This window comes from Methanobrevibacter olleyae (assembly GCF_900114585.1).
Lineage (GTDB): Archaea > Methanobacteriota > Methanobacteria > Methanobacteriales > Methanobacteriaceae > Methanobrevibacter > Methanobrevibacter olleyae.
Map to the genome: position 1 here is coordinate 1 of NZ_FOTL01000015.1, position 16,054 is coordinate 16,054.

15 protein-coding genes and 1 pseudogene are annotated in these 16,054 nt (G+C 28.6%); 15 read left to right on the forward strand and 1 reads right to left on the reverse strand.

The genetic code is table 11. The features are described from left to right. Positions 1-185 (reverse strand): annotated as a pseudogene (locus BM020_RS09830) (ISNCY-like element ISM1 family transposase); the annotation flags it as partial. Positions 186-775: 590 nt separating this feature from the next. Between BM020_RS09830 and BM020_RS05235 the strand changes: the two are divergent. The 15 genes from BM020_RS05235 (at position 776) to larC2 (ending at position 15,944) form a co-directional block, all read left to right on the forward strand. Continuing rightward, positions 776-1,963 (forward strand): redox-regulated ATPase YchF, encoded by a 1,188-nt coding sequence (locus BM020_RS05235; RefSeq protein ID WP_067148024.1) that lies wholly within the window; start codon positions 776-778, stop codon positions 1,961-1,963. A gap of 190 nt (positions 1,964-2,153) precedes the next feature. Then, positions 2,154-3,281 (forward strand): Ni-sirohydrochlorin a,c-diamide reductive cyclase catalytic subunit, encoded by a 1,128-nt coding sequence (gene cfbD / locus BM020_RS05240; protein ID WP_067149142.1) that lies wholly within the window; start codon positions 2,154-2,156, stop codon positions 3,279-3,281. A gap of 141 nt (positions 3,282-3,422) precedes the next feature. After that, entirely contained in the window at positions 3,423-4,013 is a 591-nt protein-coding gene (gene hisH, locus BM020_RS05245; protein ID WP_067148020.1) for an imidazole glycerol phosphate synthase subunit HisH, read from the forward strand. Positions 4,014-4,210: 197 nt separating this feature from the next. Continuing rightward, entirely contained in the window at positions 4,211-5,581 is a 1,371-nt protein-coding gene (locus BM020_RS05250) for an MATE family efflux transporter (protein WP_074798496.1), read from the forward strand. Beyond that, positions 5,571-6,017, forward strand: coding sequence for a MarR family winged helix-turn-helix transcriptional regulator (locus tag BM020_RS05255; RefSeq protein ID WP_067148014.1), 447 nt, complete (start codon positions 5,571-5,573; stop codon positions 6,015-6,017). Before BM020_RS05250 ends, BM020_RS05255 begins: the two co-directional genes overlap by 11 nt. A gap of 169 nt (positions 6,018-6,186) precedes the next feature. Next, positions 6,187-6,819, forward strand: a complete 633-nt coding sequence (locus BM020_RS05260; RefSeq protein ID WP_067148011.1) for a thioredoxin family protein — start codon at positions 6,187-6,189, stop codon at positions 6,817-6,819. Between the two features lie 174 nt (positions 6,820-6,993). After that, a complete protein-coding gene (locus BM020_RS05265; RefSeq protein WP_067148008.1) occupies positions 6,994-7,611 on the forward strand; it encodes a cytochrome c biogenesis CcdA family protein in 618 nt (205 codons plus the stop codon). A gap of 210 nt (positions 7,612-7,821) precedes the next feature. Then, positions 7,822-8,514 carry an iron-sulfur cluster assembly scaffold protein gene (locus tag BM020_RS05270; protein WP_067148004.1) on the forward strand — a complete coding sequence of 231 codons (693 nt, stop codon included), beginning with the start codon at positions 7,822-7,824 and terminating at the stop codon, positions 8,512-8,514. A gap of 7 nt (positions 8,515-8,521) precedes the next feature. Then, complete coding sequence (locus BM020_RS05275; protein ID WP_067148000.1) at positions 8,522-9,520, forward strand: GGGtGRT protein; 999 nt, start codon at positions 8,522-8,524, stop codon at positions 9,518-9,520. A gap of 262 nt (positions 9,521-9,782) precedes the next feature. Then, positions 9,783-10,757: an alpha/beta hydrolase gene (locus BM020_RS05280; RefSeq protein WP_067147997.1), complete on the forward strand. Its 975-nt coding sequence runs from the start codon at positions 9,783-9,785 to the stop codon at positions 10,755-10,757. Positions 10,758-10,965: 208 nt separating this feature from the next. Further along, positions 10,966-11,220, forward strand: a complete 255-nt coding sequence (locus BM020_RS05285; RefSeq protein ID WP_082762173.1) for a 4Fe-4S dicluster domain-containing protein — start codon at positions 10,966-10,968, stop codon at positions 11,218-11,220. Positions 11,221-11,315: 95 nt separating this feature from the next. Continuing rightward, positions 11,316-12,689: an AIR synthase-related protein gene (locus BM020_RS05290; RefSeq protein ID WP_067147994.1), complete on the forward strand. Its 1,374-nt coding sequence runs from the start codon at positions 11,316-11,318 to the stop codon at positions 12,687-12,689. A 109-nt stretch (positions 12,690-12,798) separates the two neighbouring features. Continuing rightward, the gene (locus BM020_RS05295) at positions 12,799-13,212 is read left to right on the forward strand and encodes a pyridoxamine 5'-phosphate oxidase family protein (RefSeq protein ID WP_067147990.1); all 414 of its coding nucleotides are present in this window, start codon (positions 12,799-12,801) and stop codon (positions 13,210-13,212) included. A gap of 316 nt (positions 13,213-13,528) precedes the next feature. Then, positions 13,529-15,313 (forward strand): hypothetical protein, encoded by a 1,785-nt coding sequence (locus BM020_RS05300; protein WP_074798498.1) that lies wholly within the window; start codon positions 13,529-13,531, stop codon positions 15,311-15,313. A gap of 130 nt (positions 15,314-15,443) precedes the next feature. Continuing rightward, the gene (gene larC2 / locus BM020_RS05305) at positions 15,444-15,944 is read left to right on the forward strand and encodes a nickel pincer cofactor biosynthesis protein LarC2 (RefSeq protein ID WP_067147984.1); all 501 of its coding nucleotides are present in this window, start codon (positions 15,444-15,446) and stop codon (positions 15,942-15,944) included. The last annotated feature ends 110 nt before the right edge of the window (positions 15,945-16,054 follow it).

Sequence of the window (16,054 nt, forward strand, 5' to 3'; positions counted from 1 at the left end):
ACATATGAAAATGTGTTATTTTCATCTAAAAATAGTTTTTGATTATTATTTTTAATTTTTGGTCTTTTATTGAGCCTTTTCTCAATAATTTCATTGGGATTTATTTTTTCATTTTTAAAATCAAAAAGTTTAAGTTGTATGAAGTTTATATTAGTATTGAGGACAAATTTGTTTTGTTTAGTCATAAAATATTATTTGTCCTCACTTATTTAAATAATTTACTATTTTTAAATCCTTTATTTCAAAATTAAAGAAAAAAATAACCTATTTTTATTTAACGAAGAAAAAAAATAAAAAATAAAAAAAGCCTATAAAATTTTACAGTCACTATTTTTTGAGTTTTTATTGATTAAAACTAATTTGCTTTTTTCTAATTTTTTATAATAATTTCAAGATATAAGAAAATTAAATATAATAAGAAAAGAAAATATTTAAGTATATTATCAAATTGTTCTAGTATGTATAAAAAGTACTAATTTAAAAATTGATATTTATTCAATTTTTTATCTAAAAATAATTTATAAGTCATATAAATCAATATAAATCTTAATGAATTCTTATTTATAATTTTAAGAGATTTAAAATCTTTAATTTTAAATATAAAGAAAAATGTGATATTATTAATCTTTTTTGTTATATATACTTCACAACATATTTAATTAAGCTATTATAATAATTAAACAGTTATTGAAAAATTTCATAAACTAATCTTAATCGAATACTAAAGATTGAAAAATCATAAAAAGTAATTACTATTTATTATAGGAATGATACTATGCTTCAAATTGCAGTTACAGGTAAACCAAATGTAGGAAAATCCTCATTTTTTAATTCAGCTACTGCCTCTCAAGTCGAAATGGCTAACTATCCATTTACAACCATAGATGCAAATAAAGCTGTTGCTCATGTTATTAGTGAATGCCCATGTAAAGAATTAGATTTAATATGTAGTCCAAATAATTCTCAATGTATCGATGGAACAAGACTAATTCCAATAGAATTAATCGATGTAGCAGGACTTGTTCCAGGAGCTCACGAAGGTAAGGGTTTAGGAAACAAGTTTTTGGATGATTTGATGCAAGCTAAAGTATTTATTCATGTAATTGATGCTTCTGGTTCCACAGATGCAGAAGGAAACCCAGTTGATTTAGGTTCACATGACCCATTAGAAGATATTGAGTTTTTAGAACATGAAATCGTTATGTGGATGTATGGAATTGTAAGTAAAAATTGGGTAAGGCTTATTCGTAAAGTTGAAGCTGAGCATTTAGATTTTTCTAAGGTTATTTTTGAGCAATTATCTGGTACTGGTATTATTATAGAAGATGTTATTGAAGCTTTAAGAACTGTAAATTCTAATTATGGTAAATGGGAAGAAGAAGATTTAATTGAATTTGTACGTAATCTTTTAAATATTGCAAAACCTTCCATTGTTATTGCAAATAAAGCAGATTTACCTGGAGCAAAAGAAAACATTGAAAGAATGAAAGAGAAATATCCCAATCTAATTCCAACATCTGCTGAATCTGAACTTGCACTTGTAAATGCAAAAAAAGCAGGATTAATTTCCTATATTTCAGGAGATTCAAGCTTTGAGATTCTTGAAAAAGATAAATTAAACCCTAACCAAGTTAAAGCTTTAGAATATATTCAATCCAACATCCTTGATGTTTATGGAAGTACTGGTATTCAAAAAGCACTTAATCAAGCGGTATTCGAGCTTTTAGATATGATAGTTGTTTATCCAGTTGGTGATGAGAATAAATTTACTGACCAAAAGGGTAATGTTTTACCAGATGCTTTCTTGGTTCCTAAAGGATCTACTCCTCGTGAATTTGCATATATTATTCACACAGATATTGGTGATAAGTTTATGCATGCAGTAGATGCAAGAAAGAACATGAGAATTGCAAGTGATTATGAAATCCAAGATAGGGATATTATTAAAATTGTAACCCACTAGATTACTATTTAAATATATTTTTAGTATTTTTTAATCTAAAATTTATTTTATTTAGATATTTAGAATTATTAATCTTATTATTGATTTTTAAATATTTCTTATTATTTTAAATAATTAAAATTTAAATAATTAAAATTTTTATTATTTTAAATAATTGAATTAATTATTTTTATTATTAGGTGAAAAAATGATGCATCCACGTCCAAGTCCAATAGCTGCTTCTTTATACACTTTAAGAGACTTAAATGCAGATGTAATTATCATGCATGGTCCTCACGGTTGCTGTTTTAGAACAGGCAGGCTTTTAGAAAGTGATGGAGTTAGAGTTGTAACTACAGCTATGGCTGAAAATGATTTTATTTTAGGAGCGGCAGAAAAGCTTGAAGAAACCCTAAAAGAAGCTTATGATACTTTTAATCCTAAATTAATTGGTATTGTAGGTACTTGTGCAAGTATGATTATAGGTGAAGACTTGAAAGAACCTATTGAAAATTTAGCCCTTGATGCAGTTGTCTTGCCAGTTGAATCTCATGGTGGTTTTGGAGAAGGGGATAATACTGAAGGAGCTATTGCAGTATTAAATGCTGCTGTAGAATATGGTGTTATCTCTCAAGAAGAAGCAGACCGTCAAAATGAAATGTTGAGGCTTGCTACACAGGTTGAAAAAACTCGTGGAATGGCACAAGGTAAATATATTAAACCTAATTTTGGAGATAGTAAAGAAAAGGTTGCTAAAATCATAATAAATGCAATTAAAGAAGCTAAAAAAGTAGTATTTGTATTAAATGCAAAAAAAGAAACTTCATACCTATTTGCAGATATTTTAAATTGTGACTTTTCTAAGCTTTTCAATGATTCTAATTCTAGTTCCAATTCAAATATAAAATCAAATAAAGACATTGAAAATCTTCATTTTATAGCTAATTTAGATGAAAATATAGGTCTTCCAAGAATTAGGCAGCATGCAGCAAACATTAATAAAGAACTAAATGAGATGGGGATTGATATTGAATCCATTACTGGAGGATTAGATGAATATCCAATCACTCCAAGAAAAGCAGAAGCTTATTTAAAGGAAATTAATCCAGATTTAGTTATTGTTGCAGGTGTTCCACATGCATTATATGTAGAAGAGCTAGATTGTGAAACTATTGCTGTTACAGATGGCCCAAGACTTGTGGAGCCACTTAGGGAATTAGGCTACACTCATGTAATAGCTGAATTAGATGCCCATTCTAAAACATTAGGTGTAGATACGATAGTTGATTCTGACTTTGGTATGATGATACGTTCAGCTATTGAATGGGAGATTGGATGAGATTAAATCTTTTCATATAACTTATATTTTAATTAATTATTATTTTAATTTAAACCATATTTTATTTTTATCCAAAAATACTATTATCTATTAAGATATTTTATCATTTAAGTTTAATTATTAAGCCATAAGGTAGTTTTTATGATTACGATTATTGATTATAAAAGTGGAAATCTTAGAAGTATTTCTAATAGTTTTAAAAAAATAGGCTCTAAAGCTATTATAACTGGTAATCCAGAGGAGATAGCTAATGCTAAACACTTAGTTCTTCCAGGAGTAGGAGCTTTTGGAACAGCTATGGAAAATATTGAACCTTATAAAGGTCTGATTTATGAACATATCGATGATGGAAAACCATTTTTAGGTATTTGCTTAGGTCTTCAGGTTCTTTTATCATCAAGTGATGAAGCTCCTAGAGTTAAAGGCCTTGATATTTTTAAAGGACAGGTTGAAAAGATTCCTAAAGGTAGAAAAATACCTCATATGGGTTGGAATCAGTTAAAACAAGTTAAGAATTGTCCTATTTTGGATGGTTTAGATGGTGAATCATTCTACTTTGTACACTCTTATCATGCTATTTTAGATGATGATTGTAACTTATCTGGAACTTGTGATTATGGTATTGACTTAACAGCATCTATATCAAGAGACAATGTATTTGCAACTCAATTTCACCCTGAAAAAAGTGGAGTTCCAGGTTTAAAGATACTTAAAAACTTTGTTAATTTATAATTTTTAATTTTTTATATTCTTTTTTAATTTTATTATTTTCTTTTAGCGTATCTTATTTTAGTATTTTTTAATTTTATTATTTTCTTTTAGTTTATCTTATTTTAGTATTTTTTAATTTAATTTTTCAATAGAAATATTTATATACTAATACTTGCATATACAAGTGTATTATTGCATATGCAAGTGTGAGGTAAAATATGGAAAAGAACTCAAATATAGAAATGATTACAGGTGACCCTAAAAAGGCAATAAACAAATTATCACTACCTATTATAGCAAGTATGTTTTTAATATTTGCAAATAACATTATCGATAGTATATGGGTAGCAGGATTAGGTGCAGAACCACTAGCTGCACTTGGATATATTACACCATTATTTATGGTACTTATTGGAATTGGAAATGGAATTGGTGCTGGTGGTAACTCATTAATATCACGTTATATTGGTGCAGAAAATAGATCTTCCGCAAATAATGCAGCAATACATAACTTAATTTTAGGAATAATTATATCAATTTTTGTTTCAATAGCTATTTTAATCTTTTTAGAACCATTACTTAATATAATGGGAGCAAGCAGTGTTTTAAATTATGCTATGGATTATGGGCAAATCATATTTGCTTTTTCATTTGCAATGTTACTTCCGCCAATATTTGGAGGAGCATTTAGAGCAGAAGGGGATGTTAAAAGAGCAACAATACCTATTGCAATAACTGCAATAGTCAATATGTGTATAGATCCTATTTTTATTTATACACTTAATTTAGGAGTAGCAGGTGCTGCATGGGCAACTGTTATAGCTCATATGCTGTCAATTATTGCAATGCTTAATTGGATGTTAATTAAAAAAGACACTTATTTAAAGTATAATCGTGAAAGTTTTCACAATGATTTATCAATGTATAAAGATATTTTAGTTGTAGGTATTCCAGCAAGTTTAGAACAACTAATCTTATCTGCACTTACAATTGTAGTTAACTATATGCTTACACTTGTTTCAGGACCTGTTGCAGTAGCTGTTTATACTGCAGGTTGGAGAATTGTAAATCTTGGAATGCTTCCTGCTATAGGTGTTGGAACTGCTTCAATTTCAGTTGCAGGAGTTGCATTTGGTTCTCGTAAATATGAGAATTTAAGAGTTACAGCAAGATATGCAGTTAAAGTTGCATTAATCGCTTCAGTTATCGTATGTATACTATTAAACATATTTGCAAATCAAATTGCCTTTATATTCTCATATTCAGAAAGTAGTGCTCAACTAGAGCCACTTATTGCAAGCTTTTTACAATTGATGTGCTTATTTATTTTATACGTTCCATTTGGTGCAAGTGCAGGAAATGTATTCCAAAGTGTTGGAAAAGGAACAATTTCATTTATTCTAACTACATTTAGAGAATTTATTTTAGTTTTAATATTTGCCTATGTTTTAGGATTTGTATTTAATTGGGGTGAATTTGGAATTTATTGTGGAATGTTAGTTGGTGGAGGAATAGGATCACTTATAGCATATTTAGCTATTGAGTTCTATATAAGTAGATTAATAAGGAGTGGAGATAATGAACTTTAATGAGGATGAGATCTATCATTCTTTTTTGGATGATGATATACCTAGCTCTCCATTAATTTCTATACTTTATAGGGAGCATGCCAAATTTATTAATGAAATTGTAAAGGAAGATGATTTAAGTTTTGGCCTTCATCCTCTTTTAATTTCAATTTATAAGAATGATGTGTTAAATCAAGAACAATTAGCTCAAATTTCTCATTTAAATGAAAGCACTATAACTCGAAACTTAAAAAAACTTGAAGATAAGGGGCTTATTGAAAGAATCCCACATAAACGGAAAAAACTCATTAAAACAACTGAGAAAGGTAATTTAACTGCTCAAAAAGTTATGGACTATGATGAAATGTGGGATGAGCAAATCAAGTTGAGTTTAAGTGATGAGGAATATAATAATTTTTTAAATACTTTAAAGAAGATAACACATGATTTAATTTAAGTTTATTCATTGCTTTTTTATTATTTTAAAGCTGGTTTTTTATTTTTCTTTTTTTATTACTTTAAAGTTAATTTTTTATTTTTCTTTTTATTTTTTAATCATTAATTATCCTATATTTTTAGTAAATTATTTAAATAACTGTTTACATATTATTTTTGAGATAGATATTATGGCAAAATTTAAATTAATATTTATTTTAGTTATAACTCTTGTTTTTATATTTGGAATCCTTATGGTTTTAGATGTGCATACTTCATTTGATGATTCTACAAGTCTTATACCTAGTTCTAATTCAAGTGATGATATCAATCAATCTAATTATGAAAATGGTAGCTCTTCAGCTGATTCTAATAATAACAATAATACTAATGCTAATTCTACTTCTAATACTAATACAAATAAGAATAATCATGATGATAAGATAGATTATGATTCAAAATATTATGACAGTTCATATATTAAAGGCCTATATTTATGTAATGATTTAGAACAAGCATTTAAAGATGCAAAAGCACATCATAGGAATGTTATGATTGTTTTTGATCAAGGAACTTGTATTAATTGTGAATATCTAAAAGAAAAAGGCTTAAGAGATTCAAAGATTCAAAAAGAAATAAATGAAAATTTTATAATATTAATTGTAGATACTAGTTCTAATCCAGAGCTTGCAAGTAAACTAAATATTTATGGAACTCCAACAACAGTTATTTTAGACGAAAATAGAAATGAATTACATAGAACTGTTGGTTATGAATCTCCTAGTAAATATTTAAATGAACTTAAAGAAGCTAGTAGTAAATAATTTATTTTATCTTATCTTGAAGAAGCTAGCAGTAAATAATTTATTTTATCTTATCTTGAAGAAGCTAGCAGTAAATAATTTAGTTTATTTTATCTTAAAGAAGCTAAAATTAGTAATCTTCTAAAATTTAATCAATTAAGCTATGAATAATCTTATTTAATATGAGGTATTAAAATGGAAATAATTCCTATTTTTTCTTTTTTTACAGGTGTAATTTCAATATTATCTCCTTGTATTTTGCCTATTTTGCCAATCTTTATAGCTTTTAGTTTAAAATCTAAATCTAAGCCAGAGCTTGTATCATTTATCTTGGGCTTATTTAGTATATTTACATTGATAATATTCTTAACAGGATTCTTTACATATTTTGTTTATAAATATATTATTTATGTAAGGATTATTTCAGCTATTGTTTTATTTATAATTGGTATTTTGATGCTATTTGAATATTCATTTAGCTTTAAACCAATCAGTCCTAAGAATGATAACGGAATTATACCATCATTTATACTTGGATTTTTAACCTCTGTATCTTGGGCTCCATGTTATAGTGCTTATCTCGTCTCTCTTATAACTTTAGTTATATCAAAGAGTCCTTTATTTGCAGCAGCCAACATAATTTTATATTGCTTAGGCTTTGCATTAGCTTTAGCTATTTTAAGTTATGCAATATCTAAGATAAATCTTGAAAAATGGATAGATAAAACAAGTTATATTCCTAAAATATTTGCTATTTTGATTATGATTGGTGCTGTTTATTTATTTTATGGTTCTCTTCAAGTCTTTTTATAATTGTTTACTGTTTTTAACTCTTTTTTTTATTCTATAATTTTATCTGCTAAATTTTTATGGTATAATTGATTTACTTTTCACTTTCTAAAATCAAATATTATATACTGAATAAGATAAATATAACTATATAGCTATTATAAATTATTAAATTTTATTTATTTTTATCATTTTAAAAAATAAAATTTATAAGATTTTTAAGTGGAGATTTAAATGATTTATTCAAATGAAGTAGAAAATATGTGTCCTGTTTCTAGGGGGGCAAATCATGGGTCTGCACCAATACCTGAAGAAGGTAGATGGGTAAAATCTAAGGAAATAAGTGATATTTCTGGATTAACTCATGGTATAGGTTGGTGCGCACCTCAACAAGGCTGTTGTAAATTAACCTTAAATGTTAAAGAAGGTATAATAGAAGAGGCATTAGTTGAAACATTAGGATGTTCTGGAATGACTCATTCTGCAGCTATGGCTGGTGAAATTCTTGTTGGTAAAACTATTTTAGAAGCATTAAACACTGACCTTGTATGTGATGCAATTAACACAGCTATGAGAGAACTATTCTTACAAATTGTTTATGGTAGAACTCAATCTGCATTTTCAGAAGGGGGCCTACCGGTTGGTGCTGGACTTGAAGATTTGGGAAAAGGTCACAGATCACAAGTTGGAACTATTTATTCAACTAAATTAAAAGGACCAAGATATTTAGAACTTACAGAAGGTTATATCACTGAAATAGGATTAGATAAAGATGATGAAATTATTGGTTACAAATATATCAATATGGGAATTATGCTTGATTTAATCAAAGAGGGTGTAGATGCAACTGAAGCTATTGAAAGGGCAAGTGGCCAATACGGTAGATTTGAGGATGCTTTTAAAACCATAGATCCAAGGAAGGAATAGTGATATTATGAGTTTATTTGAAAGTTATGAAAGAAGAATAGATCAAATCAATCCAGTTTTAGAGAAATATGGTATAAAAGACCTTGAAGAAGCTAAAGCTATTTGTAATGAAAAAGGATTCAATCCTTATGATATTGTAAAAAGTGTTCAGCCAATTTCTTTTGAAAATGCTTCTTGGGCATATACTCTTGGTGCAGCTATTGCAATTAAAAAAGACTGTAGGAAAGCAAGTGATGCTGCAGGTGCAATTGGTGAAGCATTACAAGCATTTTGTATTCCTGGAAGTGTAGCAGATGATAGAAAAGTAGGTTTAGGGCATGGCAACCTTGCTTCTATGCTTTTAAGTGATGAAACTAAATGTTTTGCATTTTTGGCAGGCCATGAAAGTTTTGCTGCAGCAGAAGGTGCAATTGGTATTGCAAATTCTGCAAATAAAGTAAGGGCTGAACCATTAAGGGTTATTTTAAATGGTTTAGGTAAAGATGCAGCACTTATTATTTCAAGAATCAATGGTTTTACTTATGTTCAAACTGAATTTGACTACTTTACAGGTGAAGTTAAAGTACTTAGGGAAAAGGCATACTCTGATGGTGAAAGAGCAAAGGTGAGATGCTATGGTGCTGATGATGTAAGGGAAGGTGTAGCTATTATGCACTTAGAGGGTGTTGATGTATCAATCACTGGTAACTCAACTAACCCTACAAGATTCCAACATCCAGTAGCTGGAACTTATAAAAAGGAATGTATTGAACAAGGTAAAAAATACTTCTCAGTTGCTTCTGGTGGAGGAACTGGAAGAACTCTACATCCGGATAATATGGCAGCAGGTCCTGCTTCTTATGGTATGACTGATACTATGGGTAGAATGCATTCTGATGCTCAATTTGCTGGCTCTTCATCTGTACCAGCTCATGTAGAAATGATGGGATTAATTGGTATGGGTAATAATCCTATGGTAGGTGCAACAGTTGCTGTATCAGTTGCTGTAGAAGAATCTTTAAAATAGATTTAATTTATTAAATCTATTCTTTTTTTATTTTAATAGCTTTTATTTCTTTTATCTTTTCTTTTTTTAATTTTTTTAGTTTATTTTAAGAGCTTTCTTTTTTATTTTTTTTTAATTTTTTTAGTTCATTTTAATAGCTTTCTTCTTTTATTTTTCTCTAGAGCTGTTTAGATATATTTATATAGTTCCAAACAAAACATATATATGACTACTTATTTTGAAATTTATATATATGGAATAGTTAGATTAATAAGGTGTTAATATGGAAAAAGAAAACTTAATTTTAACTGAAGAATGGGATAAAGTTTTTCCTAAAAATGATGATGTAGAACAATGTAAAGTAACTTTTGTAAATAGATATGGAATCACTTTAGCTGCAGATTTATACAAACCAAAAGGTACAGAAGGTAAATTGCCTGCAATAGCTATTAGTGGTCCTTTTGGTGCAGTTAAAGAACAAGTTTCAGGTTTATATGCTCAAGAAATGGCTTCAAGAGGATTTTTAACAATTGCATTTGACCCTTCATTTACAGGGGAAAGTGGAGGACAACCTCATTTTATGGCATCACCTGATATTAATACAGAGGATTTCCAAGCTGCAGTGGACTTTTTAGCAACTAATGAAGATGTTGATGCAGATAGGATTGGTATTCTTGGTGTATGTGGTTGGGGAGGAATGGCTTTAAATGCTGCAAGTATTGATACAAGAATTAAAGCAACTGTAACCTCAACAATGTATAATATGACAAGACAAATTGCAAAAGGATACTTCGATGAAGCAGATAATGCAGATGCAAGACATGAAATGAAAGTTGCATTAAACAATCAAAGAACTGAAGACTATAAAAATGGAGAATATGCAAGAATGGGTGGAGTGGTAAAAGAACTTAGTGATGATTTACCTCAGTTTGCTGTGGATTATCATAATTTCTATATTGGAGAATTGGGTTATCATCCACGTTCTCCAGGTTCTACTGATGGCTGGAATGCAACTGGATGTATTTCATTTATTTCACAACCTATAATTGCTTATAGTGATGAAATAAGATCTGCAGTTTTAATGATTCATGGTGAAAATGCTCATTCAAGATACTTCTCAGAAGATGAATTTGCTAAATTAACTGGTGATAATAAGGAATTAATGATTATTCCAGATGCAGTTCACACAGATTTATATTATAAAATGGATGTAATTCCATTTGATAAAATCGAAGAGTTTTATAATAAATATTTATAAGTAAAGATTAATTCCTTTATTTATCTTTTTTAATTTATTTTTTTATTTTTTAATTTGTTTTTAAGATTTTAATTTTTATTATTTTCTAATTTTTTAGGCTGATTTTTCTTAAAGCTTTTTTATTTTTTCTAATTTTTTAAGCTTTTTTTTTAATTAATTTTTAACTGATTAATAAAAATTTATTAATTTGTTTTAATAAAATAAATTTATGGGAATATTTTCATTTTTTAAAAAAGACAAAGTTGAAGAAGATATAGCAGAATCTCATGAAGAGTCTCATATTGAGATTAATAGTGATAATTGTCAAGCTTGCCAGAGATGTGTTTCAGTTTGTCCTAATAATAGTTTTCTTATTGTTGATGGTAAATCATCTCTTAAAGAAGATTACATTTGTAGAGATTGTAAGGTCTGTATTGCAGCTTGTCCAAATGAATGTATAAATTTTGTTAATTTTAAAATATAATTCAAATTTATTAATTCTTTAAATTATTATTTTTTTAAAAAATTTAAAAATTAATTTTTCAAATTTAAATATTTATTTTCTAAAATGGTGTAATAATGGATATAGAAGGTTTTGTAAGAGGAAGACTCAGTAAGGGGTATGACGAAGAAGAACTTAAGCCAATCCTTGCAGCTAGGATAAAGGAATTTAAGGATATTTCAGATGAACATTCACTATTAATGGCAGAAAGTGTTATTGATGAGGTTAAAACAACACTTGAACTTAGTAATACTGAAGATAGATTTTTAAAAGAGATAATTACTGTACCAAAAGCTAATGTAGCTATGGGTAAAATGGGTGTAGGCTCTCGTGGTGCAGGTGACTTTTTTGTCCATCGTAAAATTGCAGAGATTGTAGCAAGTACTAATACACAATCTGTAGTTGACCCTAATGCTCAAGATGATGGTGGAGTAGTAAGAGTCTCAGCTCCTGGAGATGATGTTTATGTAACTACTGCAGTTGATGGCATTCACTCTCGCCTTAGTGAATATCCTTTTTTAGGGGGGTTCCATGTAACTCGTGCTACCTTAAGAGATGTTTGTGTAATGGGGGCAGATCCTGTAGCTATTTTAAGTGATTTGCACCTTGCAGATGATGGTGATATTGGCAAATTATTCGATTTTACAGCAGGTGTATGTGCAGTATCTGAACTTATTGATGTTCCTCTTGTAGCAGGTAGTACATTACGTGTAGGTGGGGATATGGTACTTGGTGATAGATTGGTAAGTGCTGTAGGAAGTGTAGGTGTTTCACAGTATCCTCCAACTGCAAGAAAAGGAGCAACTGAAGGAGATATTATTTTAATGACTGAAGGTGCTGGTGGTGGAACCATTACTACAACTGCACTTTATAATGGTTACTTCGATATTGTATGGGATACAATGAATATTAGTTTTGTAAAAGCTTCTAAAGCTTTATTTGATGCAGACCTTGTTAAAGATATTCATGCAATGACTGATGTAACTAATGGAGGGCTTCGTGGAGATGCTCATGAAATTTCTGAAACCACTGGTGTAGGATTAGAATTCTATCATGATAAAATTAAATCTACTGTTGCACCTAATGTATTAAATATGTTAGATGATTTGGATATTGATCCATTGGGAGTATCTACAGATTCATTAATGCTTGTTGTACCTCCAGAGATTTCAGAAGATGTTAAAAAAGTAATTTCAGATGTTGGAGTATATATTACAGAAATTGGTAAAGTGGATAATGAAGGAAGTCCAAGACTTATTAAAGAAGATGGTGAGGTAGAAACTTTGGTACCTCTCTTTAGAGAAGCTGCATATACTAAAATAAAGAAATTAGTTGGAGAAACAACACCTGAAGACTTTGAAACCATGAAAGACAAAGTTCAAAAAGCAGCTAATAGGTCCATTAAGAAAAAAGAGAAAGTAATTGATTATATTTTAACTAATAATAAGTAATCATAATTTAATTAATTTTTAATTATTTATTTAATTTTTTAGTAATAATTATAGTTTAATTAATTTTTAATTATTTATTCAATTCTTTATTAATTCAAAAGGTGAGGATATGACATTAGAAGGTGCAGAAAGAATAGATGAGTTTATGAATGAAGCGAAAGTGTTTTTCTTAGCAACTGTTGATGGAGACAAACCAAAAAACAGGCCTCTTGGCTTTCACTTACTTAAAGATGGCAAACTTTACTTTGCTGTAGGAAACTTTAAAGATGTTTATAAACAAATGGAAGCAAATCCTTATGTTGAAATTGTAGCTCTTGTAGAAACAGATTTCCTTAGATATTATGGAAAAGCAGTCTTTGAAGAAACATATGACTTTGCAGATGCTATAGTTGAAGGCAATGATTTCTTAAAAGGAATTTATAATGATGAAACTGGTTATAAATTAGCTATTTTTCACTTAGAAGAAGCTACTGCTGAAATACGTGATATAACTGGTAAAATCAATGAATCTTATAATTTTTAATTAAATTTTTTCTTATATTTTTTATTTTTTATTATTTAAAAATAAGATCATTAAATAGTTTTTATTTTTATCTATTTTTTAATTTTATTGTCTATTTTTTTTTATATTGTTATAATTTTTATTCTTTAAGTTAATTAACTTAAATTTATTTTTTTTAAACTTAAGATTCTTTCTCTTTTTAATAAGATTTATTTATATTAAAGTTTATAGTATTATTATATAATAATATAATGGCGTTATATTATTACTTTTATGATTTTTAAGTTTTTTTTATTAATGATTTATTGATTAGAATTTAATTCAAAAGGTGACACATATGGAAAAAGAAATTATTGCAGCAATGATGGCTTCTACATTAGATATGGATAATATGTCTAGTGACAGATTAGAAGCTTTAACAAAAGGACATGGTATGTTAAATCTTGCAGCTATTTGTTCTGCAAACTCAATTGCAAATGATGTCTTAAGAGGAAACAATATAATGCTAACTGATGAAAATGTTGGTAGACTTCCTATTGATGATATCTTAAGAAAAGCAATTGAAGCAGCAGAAGAATGTGGTGCAGATGCAGCAAATGCAGCATTATTAAGTGCTGCATTATGTTATTTTGCAGGAACTAATGCACAAGCAGGTGTTCCAGCAGGAAACAGGAAATTGGGAGCTATGGCAAGAATGATTGCAGGTGTAGATCGCTGTGGTGTACTTGCTATTCCTACTCCAAAAGCAAATAATAGAATCTCAGGATATGCTGCTGTAAGAGCAGTTTATGATGAAATATTTAATAATAATTTAACCCCTATTGAAGGAGCTATTCTTCCATTGGGCGTTGGAGGAGGTCCGTTATATGGACACAATGCATTAGGGGAGGATATAGGTTTTTCAGAACTTGCTCGTAAAGGAGCATATGCAGGTACAAAAGGAATGTTAACTGCATATTCAAATGTAGGTATGCCTCCAAGTCCAATAATTGCTGCTATTTTTGGTGTAGCAGCTATTTTAGAAATTGTTCACCCAGATTCTGAAGTTTCAGAGGAATATGGTGAATTCTTCGTAGCTAACAGCGCATATGTAGCAGGTTTAGGTGCTTGTGAAGCAGCAGGATTACCTGAAAAATTACATATTAGAGGAACTGGAGAAGAATATGACACAGCTACAGTTGTAGGTGACTTTGGAGTAATTATGAAAGATATTGGTGGTCCGAGTGTAGTTGGTATGATTGCATTTGAAGAAATGCTTTCTGCATTTGAAGAATCATTAGATATTGGTGCAGGTTTTTCTGGAGGTCCATTACAACCACCTTTAGGTCATATGACCGCAGATGCAATACTTGCACTTAAAGTTTTACTTGCAAACAATGGGGATGTTGATAAAGCCGCTGAAGCTATTAATGATGTAAAATCTAATTTCTATCTTGAACCAACAATAGCTAAAATAGCTACTAATACTATTGCTCGTAAATCTGAACAAGTTAGAAGAGGACCAGTTACAAAAGCTATGATATTAGCAACTGAAGGTGCATTAAGTGCTGAAACTCTTAGAATTGCTGAATTTGCATATGAAAAACTTAATGAAGGTATGGCTCTTAAGGAAATTACTAAAGCACTTGATGATGAAAAACTTAATAATGTTCAAGCTGCAGCTTCTGGATTGTTTAGTGGAATGATGGGAAAAGATATTCAAATTAATATTACTAATTATTCTGGAAGATCACGTAGGAAAGAAAATCTATTCTTAGATAATTATGCTGGTTTTGATACTCGTGCAGATGTAGAACTTACCATTGATGGTGAAAAAATAGTATTTGAAGAATTAGCTAATAAAATATTGCCTGATGCAATCTTAAATAAAAAATCTGAAATTTTAGAAGCTGTACCTCTTGCAGCAGTTCCTATCACTGAATTACAATTATGTGGGCATACTATTATTAATGTAATTGTTCCTGCAGCAGTTGCAGCTGCAGTAGGGTATGCTGATGGGGATTCTAAAGCTATTGCAAAAGAAGCAGTTCGTGGAGCTTATGTAAGTTCTTCTATTCCTGGAGGAATGGAAAGAGCTCAAGATGTTGCAAAACGTGCAGCTACTATAATGAAAGATTTATAGTGAAAAATTTAAAAAAACTTAAAAATAAATAAGTTTAAATTATTTAAATTATTTAAATTACTTAAATTATTAAATTAATTAAATAATTTCTCTTATTTTTTTATTTTTTCATCATTTTTAGGTGGAAATCATGTTAATAATGACTACAATTGATGATTTACCTCCTGAAGGTATTCCTTATATTACAGATAAAATAATTGATGTTGGAGCTAAAAATGTTCATATAATTAATGCCCTTACTAAAAAAGGACGAATGGAATATATTGTACTTGTTGATTTTGAGGAAAAATATTTTGATGATATTTCAAATCTTTTAGCTTTAGAATTTGGCACAATAGGTATGAAAATCTTTAAGCATGAACATAAAAAGTTTCCATATGAATTAATTGAGAAAAAGGTTTTAATCAATATTAATAATTCTTCTTTAGAATCCATTGTTAAAATTAAGTATTTATTTAGTGATGATGAGAAGTTAATTTCATTAAAAGCAGAATATGAAGATTTAAAACTTTTAGCAAAAAAATTAAATCAAAAAGGTTTTGATATTTCATTTTCTAAGTTAAAAACTATTATTGAGGCAAAAGCTTATATAACACCAATTGATTCTAAATCAATTCTAATTAGTTTGTAATTTTTTAATTATTATATTTTTAACTATTTTTATTTTCTATTTTCTATTTTTCCTATTTTAATTAATTTTCTAATCTTATTTTATTTTTATAATTTAAGTTAATTTTTTAT